The sequence below is a fragment of the Rhodobacteraceae bacterium M385 genome (assembly GCA_025141835.1).
Lineage (GTDB): Bacteria > Pseudomonadota > Alphaproteobacteria > Rhodobacterales > Rhodobacteraceae > Gymnodinialimonas.
Genome location: CP081102.1, coordinates 675988 through 688677, shown reverse-complemented (window position 1 = coordinate 688677; position 12690 = coordinate 675988). Strand labels below are relative to the sequence as shown.

The window sequence follows — 12690 nt, the reverse complement described above, 5'->3', positions numbered from 1 at the left end:
CCATGTTCCCCATCCCGGCGGTCCCCGGTCCAACACCCGCACCGCCCCCTTTCGCGCTCCAACCGCCCGAGGCCCCCATGCCCCCATCGCCCTCCAAACCCGACCACGTCTGCGTTGGCGCGATTTCCGGCTCTTTCGGGGTGCGCGGCGAAGTGCGCCTGAAAAGCTTCTGTGCCGAGCCGTCCGATATCGGCGCCTACGGCCCCCTCACAACCGAGGACGGCGCCACCTCCTACACCATCAACCTGACGCGCCCGGTCAAATCCGGCTACGCCGCGATGCTCTCGGGCGTTGCCACCAAGGAAGACGCCGACGCGCTGCGCGGCACCCGCCTCTATGCGCCCCGCTCGGCCTTGCCTTCCCTGCCCGATGACGAGTTCTACCACGCCGATCTTGTCGGCCTCACTGCCCTCGACACCGGCGGTGAACCCATCGGCAAAGTGGCCTCCGTCGCCAATCACGGCGCGGGCGATATCCTGGAAATCACCGGAACGGGCCTTGGCAACGGGCTTCTGATCCCCTTCACCCTCGCCGCCGTTCCCACCGTGGACCTCGCCTCTGGCCGTGTCATCATCGACATGCCCGATGGCCTGCTCGACAACGCCCCCGCTCCAAACACGCCCTCCGCGCCCTTGGGACAGGACTTCGACTAGACGCGCCCGGCTCCTTCATCTTGGCAAATACACCTCTGGGGGTCTGCGATCTTTTTCCCTGGAAAAAGACGCACAGGGGGCTAGCCCCCTCAGCGACACTGGCCCCAAACGCCACGCCTCACCCGCGCCTCAGGCGCGGATGCGCCAGCCGGATTTGAAGATCCATCCGATCACGGCAATGCAGGTGCCTGTAAAGCCCAAGATCGCCACCAAAGACCACGCCAGCGCCACGTCTGCCACGCCAAAAAAGCTCCACCGGAACCCCGAGATCAAATAGACCACCGGGTTAAACAGCGTCACGGTTTGCCAGCTCTCAGGCAGCATCGAGATCGAATAGAACGCGCCCCCCAAGAACACCAAGGGCGTCACCGCCAGAAGCGGGATCAACTGCAACTGCTCAAAGTTCTGCGCCCAAATCCCGATGATAAAGCCGAACAGGCTGAACGACAGGCAGGTCAGAACCAGGAAGGTCAGCATCCACGCCGGGTGCAGAATTTGCAGGTCCACAAAGAAGAACGCCGTGGCCAGAATAATTAACCCGATCATGAAGCTCTTGGTCGCGGCGGCCAAAACGTATCCTGCCGTGATCTCCAGAAACGAGGCCGGCGCCGAGAGCAATTCGTAGATCGTGCCAATGAACTTCGGAAAGTATATCCCGAAACTGGCGTTGGAAATAGACTGGGTCAGCACCGTCAGCATGATCAAGCCCGGCACGATGAACGCGCCGTAGCTGACGCCTTCCACTTGCTCGATCCGCGATCCGATCGCCGTGCCAAACACGATGAAATACAGCGACGTGGACAGAACCGGCGACACGATGGACTGGGCCAAGGTGCGGAACGTGCGGGCCATCTCGAAGACATAGATGGATTTTACGGCCTGAAGGTTCATGCCTCTTCCCCTTCTTTCACGAGACCCACGAAGATCTCTTCCAATGAGCTCTGCTTGGTTTCCACGTCAGCCACCACCAGCCCTTCGTCCTGCAAGGCCGCCAACAGGCGCACGATGCCGGTGCGCTCGGCGCGGGTGTCGTAGCGGTAGACCAACCGGCCACCGCCTTGCTCCAACTCCAGATCGCGGTCCGCCAGTGCGGCGGGAATAGCCTCAATCGGCTCGGCCAGATCAATGCGCAGCTCCTTCTGCCCCATGCGGGCCATCAGATCAGCCTTCTCTTCGACCAGTAGGATTTTGCCGTTGTTGATCACCCCCACCCGGTCGGCCATCGCCTCGGCCTCTTCGATGTAGTGGGTGGTCAAAATGATCGTCACGCCACTTTCCTGCAAGCTGCGCACGATTTCCCACATATCGCGGCGCAGCTCGACGTCCACGCCCGCTGTCGGCTCATCCAGAAACAACAACCGAGGCTCGTGCGACAGCGCCTTGGCAATCAACACCCGCCGCTTCATCCCGCCCGATAGGGTGCGGATCGCGTCGTCCTTTTTATCCCACAACGACAGCTGCCGCAGGATCTTCTCCAGATAGGCATCATCGCGCGGCTTCCCGAACAACCCGCGCGAAAAACGGACCGTGTTAATCACCTTTTCGAACGGCTCAAGGTTGATTTCCTGGGGCACCAGCCCGATCAGGCTGCGCGCGGCGCGGTAATCGGTTTGCGTATCATGCCCCCCGACCGAGACCTTCCCACTGGTAGGCTGAACAATCCCGCAGATGGCCGAAATCAGCGTCGTTTTACCCGCGCCGTTGGGGCCGAGCAGAGCCAAAATCTCACCCTCCGCAATCTCGAGCGACACGGCATCCAGCGCGGTGAAACCGCCGGCGTATATCTTAGACAGCTGATCGACGACCAGAATAGGTTTACTCATGGGGGAGGCTCCTTCGCAGGGGCGCAATGTACCGCTCCGCCCCCCGAGCGACAAGGTGCATGTCTGCGGTGCTTCTGCGCGCTGGCGCAGGGAACCGGATGCGGGATTCCCGCCATGTCAGAGCCACGCGGCAGGCGTTAGACAGGGTGCAGCACTTACCCCTTCAAAGGAATTTCCCTATGTTCTTCGTTTATGCCGCCCTTGGCGCCGTTGTTTCCGTCATCACGCTGGTTGTGATGCGTGCCCGCCAAGACAAGGACGAGAAGTAATTGATCGCCCGCCCCCGCCCGCGTAGACGGGCGGGATGACACAGCCCCCTACCAAATCACACGGCCGCCTGACGCAATCCGCCAGCCTGAAACCCCGTGAGTTAATGACCGAACGCCCCCGTCTTGCAAAAGCCTGGTGCGCCAAGGTCATCACCCTGTTCCCCGAAACATTCCCCGGCGTGCTCGATGCCTCCCTCACAGGCAAAGCCCTGCAAAAAGGGCTTTGGGCGCTGGAGGCCATTGATCTGCGCACCTTTGGCATCGGCAAGCACCGGCAAGTGGACGACACCCCTGCGGGCGGCGGGGCGGGGCTGGTGTTGAAACCCGACGTGATGGGCCGTGCGCTGGATATCGCAGCACGCGGCACCCCTGCGGATCGGGCCGAATGGCCTGTCGTCTACATGACCCCGCGCGGCAAACCCTTCACCCAAGCCGACGCTGAGCGGTTCTCGAAGGCCAAAGGCATGACCATCGTGTGCGGCCGGTTCGAGGGTTTGGACCAACGGGTGATCGACGCCTACGCAATGGAAGAAATCTGCGTCGGCGACGCGGTCCTGACCGGCGGTGAAATCCCCGCGCAACTGGTACTGGACGCCACCACGCGGCTTATCCCCGGCGTTCTAGGCAACGCCGAATCCACTCAGGAAGAAAGCTTCTCGGACGGGTTGCTAGAGCATCCGCAATACACCAAACCCGCCGATTGGCGCGGGCATCAGGTGCCGCCCGTGCTGCTGTCAGGCGATCACGGCAAGGTGGCTGAATGGCGGAAGGAACAGGCCGAGGCACTGACGCAAGAGCGGCGGCCGGATTTGTGGGCGGTGTATGAGGCCGCCCCCAGAAAGCCGAAGCTCTAGCGGCACTCCAGTAAGATCGGTCCGCAAAAGAGATACGCCAATAAAACGCGTTGTTATCGTGAAAATGGTTGCGACCGTCATCCAACTGTTCGGCTACGGCCTTACCGGCCTGAACATCATTCCGTGGAACCTGTTCGCCTTTATCGTGGGGATTTGTCCTTTGGTTCCTTGTCGGGGTTATGTGGAAAGACCGCGCCATCATGGTTGTCCATCTGAGCGCGTTAATTGCCATCGTCGCGGGATACCTCAACTTATAGCGTATTGGGGCGCAGAGCAGCTACGGCCCTAAGCCCTTCGCCAAACCTCGTATCCGCCTCCCGAATCCCCTTGATCCCTTGGCCCTGCCCTCATATACGCCTCCCATCCGGGGCTGGAATCGGCCAACCGGATTGTTGTGCTATGCCCAAGGTCGAACTTCCGAGGCCATCAACGGGCGGCAGAACCGAGAAAAATGAACGCATGTGCGTATCTCTGGCGGGCACTTGTCGCAAGGCAACTGGACCCGGTCGAAGACCAGAGCTCTGGGACGGCATAGATCCGCGGGAAAACCGCGATAGGAAAAGGAGCGTTTCAGATGAACCTGATCGCACAATTGGAAGCCGAGCAAGTTGCAGAACTTGCCAAGGACATTCCGGATTTTAAAGCGGGCGACACCATTCGCGTCGGCTTCCGGGTGACAGAAGGCACACGTACCCGTGTGCAGAACTATGAGGGCGTTTGCATCGCGCGCAAGAACGGCCACGGCATTGCCGGCTCGTTCACCGTGCGCAAAATCTCCTTCGGTGAGGGCGTGGAGCGTGTGTTCCCCCTGCATTCGACCAACATCGACAGCATCACCGTCGTACGCCGTGGCCGCGTCCGTCGTTCCAAGCTGTACTACCTCCGCTCGCGTCGCGGTAAGTCCGCGCGTATCGCCGAGGATACCCGTTACAAGCCGCTCAAAGCCAAAGCATAAGGAGATCACGAGATGAAAAAGGACCTGCATCCCGAGTACCACGTGATCAACGTGAAAATGACCAACGGCGATATCGTTGAGATGCGCTCCAACTGGGGTGCCGCGGGCGACACGCTCGCGCTCGACATTGACCCTACGGTTCACCCTGCCTGGACCGGTGGCGGCGCCCGCTTGCTGGACACCGGCGGCCGTGTGTCCAAGTTCAAGAAAAAGTACGAAGGTCTGGGCTTCTAAGCACCGACTTTTGTTGCACGTCAGGCGCCGCTCCTTCGGGGGCGGCGTTTTGCATTTTGGGGTGGGTTTATTGAAGGAGAGGGCAGCGGTTGGGGAGAGTGAGGGATTGAGTTGTATTGGCCAAGATGAAGGGAGGGCGCCCGCGAGAGCTGGGGGCGTGGCGGCATGAGGCAGAGGGGTTATGGAGCGACAGGCGCGGTTTGGGAGAAAAGCGGACGGCGGGTCGAGATTGCCCGGCGGGCTTCGTCGTGGGCCCCGGTACGCATCAGGCAGAGCAGCCAGGTGAGTTCCAGCAAATCGCGTTGTGCTTTGGAGCCACCAAGGCGGGCGTGGTCAGCCATGACGGGTGTGAGTTCTACAAGAGCGAGGGCATAGTCGCCGCGCGCGACGGCTCCCCAAGCGCGGGCCACGGGCGGCACCATGTCGGCGGCGTATCCATGGGAGGCCTCGGCCACTTTCGCCAAGGCGGCCCCGTCACCTGCCATGGCGTGGGCCAAGGCGGCGTGGATATCTGCAAAGCTTTGTGAGGGATTGGGGAAATGTTGCGTGGCATAGGCGCTGAGGGCGTGCCAATCTTCCGGCGCAACTGCCGCCCCCGCCATTTCTGCGCGCCAAAGCAGGGCCGCCCCGTCGGTGAGCACATTGATCGGCAATGCATGGCCCGCACCGGGCGCGATGTCATCCCGGTAGTGGCGCCACATGGCGTCCCAATCGCCATCTTGCAAAGCCCAGAGCGCCTGGTGCCAAGACAGGTGCCCATGCAGCACCGATTGCGGCGCATAATTGGCCATCCAAGCGTTCAGGTAGGCACGCCCCTCGGCCGTGCGGCCCTGCTCATATAGGGCATGCGCTTTGAAGTGAGAGCCATTGGCGTTGGCGCCGTAGCGTGCCAGCGACGCCTCCATCATCTCCAGCCCCGCGCCTGGCCGCCCCACTTCCGTGAGCGACAACGCGTGCATCGAGCCCATCCACCAATCGTCGCCATAATGCGGCAGCAGGGCCCCGGTATAGGCCAGTAGGGCCGCCTCGCGCCCCGGTTGCCCGGAAAAGCCGATCAGGCCGAAGATGTTGGTGCAGATCTGTGCGACCATGGCATCGCGGGGGTGATCAAGAACATGGGCCTCCACCGCGGCGCGGGCCTCCACCGGCTTGGCGGAGAACAGCAGGTTGAACACCGCGATGTGAGAAACCTCGCGCGCGCTAAGGCCACCAGACAGCGCCACGGCCTTTTCCATCAGCGGCTTGATCGCCCCCATGTCGCCCGCATACATCGCCGCGCGGGCCGCGCCCACATAGGCTAGCGCGAAGCCTTCATCTGCTGCCATCGCATCGGCGAATGCCTCTCTCGCGCCGGATGTGGCGGCCAGAACGTGGTCCACGCCGATGTCATAGGCCCGCGCCGCAACCGCGCTTTCGGTGCCGAGCGTGTTTCCATATCGGTCCGTTTCCATTGCCAGCCCCTTCCTTGCATTGCGGCAAAAGGGTCGCACGGGGCAGATGATCCGTCCATCATTTACGGCTTTGCGCTTAACAAATCCCTCAAGGCAGGCGTATATACCCCGAAAGGGCCCAACACCCACGAGGCCGCAAGACCGCATAAAAACAAGGCAGGACAGGCCATGGCGCATATCATTGTTCTCGGGAACGAGAAGGGCGGATCCGGCAAATCGACGACCTCCATGCATATCGCAACAGCGTTGGCGCGGCTGGGGCATGTGGTCGGAGGGCTCGATCTTGATCTACGCCAACGCAGCTTCCACCGCTATCTGGACAACCGTCGTGCCACAGCGGAACGGCGCGGCATGGACCTCGCCTGCCCCCTAATCCTCGACCTGCCTGACATCTCGGCTGATGACGTGCCCGAGGGTGTGAACATCTACGACCACCGCCTGTCCTCTGCCGTTGCCGAACACGAGGGCCGCTGCGACTTCATCGTGATCGACTGCCCGGGTAGCCACACGCGCCTCAGCCAAGTCGCCCATAGCCTGGCCGATACGCTGGTCACTCCCCTCAACGACAGCTTCGTGGACTTCGACCTTCTGGCCAAGGTTGACCCCGAAACCTTCGACCTCAAAGGCCCCTCCGTCTATTCCGAGATGGTCTGGCACGCGCGACAACTGCGGGCCAAGGCAGGCCTCCAACCCACCGACTGGGTCGTTGTTCGCAACCGCCTTCCCGCCCAACAAATGCATAACAAGGCGAAGATGGGCCGCGCGCTAGAGGAACTCTCCAAACGCATCGGCTTCCGTGTCGCTCCGGGCTTCTCTGAACGGGTGATCTTCCGGGAGCTCTTCCCCACCGGCATGACCCTCCTCGATCTCCGCGATATGGGCGTCGAGCGCATGAACATCTCCAACGTCGCCGCCCGCCAGGAACTGCGTGACCTGATGACCGCCCTCAACCTCCCGGGCGTCACCGTCAATTTCTGACGCTCCTTCATCTTGGCCAGTACACCTCTGGGGGTGGGCGCATCCCACAGGATGCGCTAAGGGGGCTAGCCCCCTTCCCTCTTCATAAAAACAATGCGGCGCAGCCGCACCTTTTGACTGCGCTGCGGCCTCAGTCGTAGCGCAGCGCCGTCGCTTTGCCGCGGAATATCACGTAGGCCAAGATCGAATAGCCGGCGATCACGGGCACCACGAAGCAAGCGCCCACCAGAATGATCAACAGGCTCTCCGGCGCTGCCGCCGCCTCGTAGATCGTCAACCTCTCCGGCACCACGTAGGGGTAGAAGGAATAGGCCAAGCCTACGTAGGCAAGCGCGAACAGCCCCGTGGCCACCGCGAAGGGTTGCCAGGACCGCGCGTCGCCCTCGAACGGCATCACCCGGACCATTCGCCATAGCCACAGCACCAACAGCCCCGATATCACCGGGATCGGGGCCAGCCACAGGGCCTCGGGGAACTGCAACCACCGCTCCCATATCCGGGCCGACACCAAAGGCGTTGCCAAGGACACCGCGCCGATGCCCAGAACCACGCCCCACAGGCTCTGCCGTGCCCATTTCACGGCCTTCACCTGCAAGTCTGCCTCGGTCTTGTGGATCAACCAGCTCGCACCGATGAAACTATAGCCGACCGCCAAAAACACAGCCGTCAGCGCCGCAAAAGCGTATGTCGCCCATGTCTGCTGCAACCCCATCACATAAAGGCCCAACATGAACCCTTGGCTCAGCGCCGTCAGGGTCGAGCCCGCAAAGAACAGCCGGTTCCACAAAGCCCTGTGCCGTGCGTGAGCCTTGGCGCGGAACTCGAACGCCACGCCTCGAAGGATCAACCCGATCAGCATGACAAACACCGGCAAATACAGCGTGGAAAGGATCAATCCATGGGCGGTTGGAAAGGCCACCAGCAACAGCCCCACGGCCAAAACCAACCATGTCTCGTTCGCGTCCCAGAACGGCCCGATAGAGCCGATCATCCGGTCCTTCTCGGTATCCTCGGCGAAAGGGAACAAAATCCCCACTCCCAGATCGAACCCGTCCAAGACCACATAGACAAGGATCGAGAACCCCATGAGAGAGGCAAAAGCCCAGGGCAACCAATCGGCGGGGTTTGCGAAATCAGGCAACATGGGCGTGCTCCTCTCCGGACAAAACCTCGACCTGCGCCTTGCCGGAATGGCTCATGTCATTGGCGCGGCCATCCTCGCCGCGTGCCGCTTTCCGCGCGAGGTACAAGATCACCGAAATGTAGGCCATAAGCAGCAAGCCGTAGACCACCAAGTAGCCTATCAGCGTGCTTGCCACCATCGGCGCGGGCACGTTGGCTACGGCCATATCCGTGGTCATGATCCCCTGCACCAACCACGGCTGGCGCCCGATCTCTGTCGTGTACCAACCCGCAAGGGTGGCCACCCATCCGCTGAAAGCCATCGGGGCCAGCACCCAGAAGAAGGGCTTGGGCAGGCCCTCCACGGCGAGCCAATGGCCCGCCTCTGCGTCCACATGCATCCGGCGGCGTTTCCACATCACAAATACTGTGGCCCATGACAGCAACAGCATCGCCAGCCCCGTGCCCACCATGACCCGGAAGCTCCAGAACACCGGGAATACAGGCGGATGCATGGGCGTGCCATCCTCACCCACAAAATCGTTGAGGCCCTGCAACACCCCATCGGCGTGGTGGGTCAAGATGATGGAGGCCACATTCGGGACCGCCAACTCAAAATGGTTCGTCCGCGCCGCCTCGTCGGGAATGGCAAACAAAAGCAACGGCTGATGCGGTCCGGTCTCCCAGATGCCTTCCATCGCGGCGATTTTCTGAGGCTGATACTCTAGCGTGTTCAACCCATGGGAATCGCCGACGAAAATCTGCACTGGGATCAGCAGCGCCCCGATGCAGACGCCAACCTTCAACGCCGTGCGCACATCGCGGGACCGGTCCCCCAACAGCCAGCGGAACGCCGAGACACCGGCGACCAGAAACGCCACCGTCAGGCCCGATGCCAAAAGCATATGGAAGAACCGATACGGCATGGAGGGGTTAAAGATAATCGCCCACCAGTCGGTGGCATGGGCCACGCCGTCGATCATCTCGTACCCTTGCGGCGTGTGCATCCACGAATTCAGCACGATAATCCAGAACGCCGAAACCGTTGTCCCGAAGGCCACAAGGAAGGTCGCCAACATGTGCAGCCACCCCGGCACGCGGGAAAAGCCGAACAGCATGATGCCCACAAAGGCGGCTTCCAGAAAGAAGGCGGTCAGCACCTCATAGGCCAGAAGCGGGCCTGCGATATTGCCGACGGTCTCCATAAATCCCGGCCAGTTGGTGCCGAACTGGAACGACATGGTGATGCCGCTGACAACGCCCATGGCAAATGACAGGGCGAAGACCTTCACCCAGAACCGGTAGATGTTCATCCACTTCTGATCCCCGGTCTGCGCAAAACGGACGCGGAAGAACAACAGCACCCACCCAAGGGCGATGGTGATCGTGGGAAACAGGATGTGGAACGAAATGTTGGCCGCAAACTGAATGCGGCTGAAGATCAGAGTATCTAACGCTTCCATCGGCTACACCTTCCGCTTGGTTATTGTGGGGAACACGGCCCCCGCCTTGTCGATCACGCCCGCGATTTTGCTGCCAAGGGTCATCATCTTGACCAAACGCTCTGTCTCCAGCTTCTCCATGTCGTCATAGAAGCCTGTCATCAGCTCGATCATTTCGCGCAACTCGCCGATGCGGGCCTCGGCGTAGTCATCGCCAGCGGGGCCGGCCATTTCTAACTCGCGCAGCTTGGTCAGCGTCGGGTCAATCTCTCGCTTCTTGCGTTCGGCGATGAGGATACGGGTGATTTCCCAGAGGTCTTCGGGCGTGGTGAAATAGTCGCGGCGATCGTCCGGGATGTGGCGCAGGCGCACAAGGCCCCATGCCTGAAGCTCCTTCAACCCCATCGAGGTGTTGGAGCGGCTAACCCCCAGCCCTTCGGTGATCTGCTCTGCGTTGAGCGGGTCCGAGGACAGGAACAACAACGCATAAATCTGCCCTACGGTGCGGTTGATCCCCCACCGGCTACCCATCTCGCCGAAATGCAGGACAAACTCCTGCTGTAGATTTGTAAGGTTCATAGGCCATCCTGTTCGCGCATGACCGGAAGTTCTGACAACTTACCGTCATTTCAGTAATTTCTGAAATAACAATAGGGCAGATCCCGAGAAAGGCAAATCCCCTGCGACAATTGGGAATGCTCCTTACGCGGTGGCCAGCGCCAGACCGTCCACAACAGCGGTAAACGCGTTGGATCGCAGGACTTCGGCCTGCGGGCACAGGGCCTGTGCCTCCTCTGCGATGAACCCCATGAGGCTGGAGCCACCCACAAGGATGATCCGGCCCACATCGGTGCCGCTGATGCCAGCTTGGGTCAATGTCTCGGCCATGGCCACGCGTAACTCTGTCCTTGTCGGGGCCAGATCTTGGGTAAGATCATTGTCAGTCAGGGCGATCTTCAGGCCCCGTTGCAGCGCCCCCATATCAATCGCCGCGCCGTCCGCGCCATTGTTGGCGGCAATCTTGCCCCGCTCGACCGCGAAGGCCAATTCATGGCCCAGTTCCAGTTCCAACACCTCGGCAAAGCGTTCCATCGCCGGGCGGTCAACCGCATGGCGGACCATGTCAGCGACCATGCGGCGGGTGTCTTGGGTATAGAGGAACGGGATTTTCGCCCAGGTGGATAGTTCCACATAAGGCGCACGGGGCACCGGCAGAAGACCCGTGCCCATCGTGCGGCGCAACTGCCCGCCAAGGCCCAGAACCGGCATCGCATGGGCCATGGAGACCGCGTGGTCAAAATCCGTACCCCCAAGGCGGATACCGTGGCTGGCAAGGATATCCGGCCCGCGCGCGCCGTTGCGAAACACCGAGAAATCCGAGGTGCCGCCGCCGATGTCCACGATCAGGCCCAAGCCATCCGCTGCCCCCATTGCCTGACACGAAATCGCGGCGGCTTCGGGTTCAGCCAGAAAATCCACATGGGTAAAGCCCGCAGCGGTGTAGCAGCCGCGCAGGTCCTTCTCGGCCTGGGTGTCCCTTTCTGGATGGTCGCTATGAAAGCGCACGGGACGGCCCGACAGGGCACGGGTGATCGAACGGCCAGTCTGAGCTTCGGCCTTGGTGCGCAGCACCGTGAGGAAGGCGGTAATCACGTCCGTCACCGCCCGCCTGCGCCCGCTGATAAGCCGCGTCTCGTGGACCAAGGGCACGCCAAGGATGCTTTTGAGCGCCCGCATATAACGTCCTTCTTCGCCCTCAATCAGCGATTGCGCGGCTTGGCTGCCGATCTGCATCGCGCCCCCATCGGCGGGAAAGAAGACGGCTGTAGGCAGGGTTGCTTCGCCCGGCTCCACATCAATCCGCACGATCGCGCCATCCTGCAACAGCGCTGCGGCAGAGTTAGAAGTGCCGAAATCAACGGCAAGGGTATCTGGATGGGTCACAGCGGGCCTTCGACGCGGGGGAAGATAAGGCCGCGCTGGCTATCCGAGTTTCGCCAAGCGCACAACCCGGCAGAGCCCTGCGACAATACCTAATCCGGCACCCATTCAAAGGCGTCACCCTTAGCTCGGATGCGCCCAAGCGACGGCATCAGGAAATGTGTCCCCAACACCCGTGCGCCCCTGTCCGAGACCGTTTCCAACAGGTGCCTGCGCGATGCCACCGCTTGCTCAGCATCAGCGTCATAGACGAAGTGCCAATCGGGGTAGCAACATTGCGGCGTGGTGTGGATTGCATCGCCGGTAATCACCGCCTCTGCCCCCTGAGAGTGGATACGAACGCTGACATGGCCGGGCGTATGGCCCGGCGTGGGGATGAGGGTGATCGCGTCACCGATGCCATGATCGGGGCCGACTTCCTCGGCCTGCCCGGCCTCTACCACGGGGTGAATGCTTTCGTCATACATCGGGTGCGGGTTCTCGTGCAGCATCTTGAGGTCGGCGGCGGGAAAGAGATAACGCGCCTTTGGGAAGGTGGGCGCCCAACGGCCATCCTCCAACCGCGTGTTCCAGCCGATGTGGTCAATATGCAGGTGGGTGCAGAAGACGTAATCCACATCCGCAGGGCTGACCCCCGCCGCCGTCAGAGCGGCCAGAAAGCGGCCATCATCGCGCTGGTTCCAATCGTCAAAACTGGGCACGGATTTGTGGTTGCCCACGCAGGCATCCACCAGAACCACATGATCTCGCGTTTTCAGAAGGTAGCCTTGCACGGGCAGGATCACACAGCCCGTTGCAGGCTCGATCACGCCGGGGGCTTTTGCCTCCATCAATTGCGCCACATCGGGGCCCGCGTTGGGGAAAAGGCGCGTTGCCTCCCGGAACGGGCCATTCATCTCAAGAATACGCCAGACCTCTACGTCACCGATTTTACACAACATTTCCTGCGCTCTCCCTGTTGCACAGCC

At 61.5% G+C, this 12690-nt stretch carries 13 protein-coding genes; 5 read left to right on the top strand and 8 right to left on the bottom strand.

Annotated features, from left to right (window positions below; all coding sequences use genetic code 11):
• Positions 1–77: 77 nt before the first annotated feature.
• Complete coding sequence (gene rimM / locus K3728_03500) at positions 78–653, top strand: ribosome maturation factor RimM (GenBank protein UWQ97431.1); 576 nt, start codon at positions 78–80, stop codon at positions 651–653.
• A 129-nt stretch (positions 654–782) separates the two neighbouring features.
• Here the strand turns inward: rimM and K3728_03495 are convergent, their stop codons facing one another.
• Both K3728_03495 and K3728_03490 read right to left on the bottom strand, forming a co-directional pair.
• Positions 783–1544, bottom strand: coding sequence for an ABC transporter permease (locus K3728_03495; protein UWQ96319.1), 762 nt, complete (start codon positions 1542–1544; stop codon positions 783–785).
• Positions 1541–2476 carry an ABC transporter ATP-binding protein gene (locus K3728_03490; protein UWQ96318.1) on the bottom strand — a complete coding sequence of 312 codons (936 nt, stop codon included), beginning with the start codon at positions 2474–2476 and terminating at the stop codon, positions 1541–1543. The genes K3728_03495 and K3728_03490 overlap by 4 nt, the downstream gene beginning before the upstream one ends.
• 304 nt (positions 2477–2780) lie before the next feature.
• On the opposite strand from K3728_03490, the gene trmD reads away from it, so the two are divergent.
• The 3 genes from trmD (at position 2781) to rpmE (ending at position 4788) form a co-directional block, all read left to right on the top strand.
• A complete protein-coding gene (gene trmD, locus K3728_03485; protein UWQ96317.1) occupies positions 2781–3599 on the top strand; it encodes a tRNA (guanosine(37)-N1)-methyltransferase TrmD in 819 nt (272 codons plus the stop codon).
• Positions 3600–4173: 574 nt separating this feature from the next.
• Positions 4174–4554 (top strand): 50S ribosomal protein L19, encoded by a 381-nt coding sequence (rplS, locus tag K3728_03480; GenBank protein UWQ96316.1) that lies wholly within the window; start codon positions 4174–4176, stop codon positions 4552–4554.
• 12 nt (positions 4555–4566) lie between these two features.
• Complete coding sequence (gene rpmE / locus K3728_03475; GenBank protein ID UWQ96315.1) at positions 4567–4788, top strand: 50S ribosomal protein L31; 222 nt, start codon at positions 4567–4569, stop codon at positions 4786–4788.
• 179 nt (positions 4789–4967) lie between these two features.
• Here rpmE and K3728_03470 read toward each other — a convergent pair whose 3' ends face one another.
• Positions 4968–6239, bottom strand: a complete 1272-nt coding sequence (locus K3728_03470) for a tetratricopeptide repeat protein (protein UWQ96314.1) — start codon at positions 6237–6239, stop codon at positions 4968–4970.
• A gap of 168 nt (positions 6240–6407) precedes the next feature.
• Between K3728_03470 and K3728_03465 the strand changes: the two genes are divergently transcribed.
• Positions 6408–7217 (top strand): division plane positioning ATPase MipZ, encoded by an 810-nt coding sequence (locus tag K3728_03465; GenBank protein UWQ96313.1) that lies wholly within the window; start codon positions 6408–6410, stop codon positions 7215–7217.
• Between the two features lie 130 nt (positions 7218–7347).
• Here the strand turns inward: K3728_03465 and K3728_03460 are convergent, their stop codons facing one another.
• From K3728_03460 to K3728_03440, 5 genes are all read right to left on the bottom strand, one after another.
• Positions 7348–8361 carry a cytochrome d ubiquinol oxidase subunit II gene (locus K3728_03460; GenBank protein ID UWQ96312.1) on the bottom strand — a complete coding sequence of 338 codons (1014 nt, stop codon included), beginning with the start codon at positions 8359–8361 and terminating at the stop codon, positions 7348–7350.
• Positions 8351–9802: a cytochrome ubiquinol oxidase subunit I gene (locus K3728_03455; protein ID UWQ96311.1), complete on the bottom strand. Its 1452-nt coding sequence runs from the start codon at positions 9800–9802 to the stop codon at positions 8351–8353. Before K3728_03455 ends, K3728_03460 begins: the two co-directional genes overlap by 11 nt.
• 3 nt (positions 9803–9805) lie before the next feature.
• Positions 9806–10360, bottom strand: coding sequence for a GbsR/MarR family transcriptional regulator (locus K3728_03450; GenBank protein UWQ96310.1), 555 nt, complete (start codon positions 10358–10360; stop codon positions 9806–9808).
• A 123-nt stretch (positions 10361–10483) separates the two neighbouring features.
• Positions 10484–11725 carry an Hsp70 family protein gene (locus K3728_03445; GenBank protein UWQ96309.1) on the bottom strand — a complete coding sequence of 414 codons (1242 nt, stop codon included), beginning with the start codon at positions 11723–11725 and terminating at the stop codon, positions 10484–10486.
• Between the two features lie 89 nt (positions 11726–11814).
• Positions 11815–12663: an MBL fold metallo-hydrolase gene (locus K3728_03440; GenBank protein ID UWQ96308.1), complete on the bottom strand. Its 849-nt coding sequence runs from the start codon at positions 12661–12663 to the stop codon at positions 11815–11817.
• Between the last annotated feature and the right edge of the window lie 27 nt (positions 12664–12690).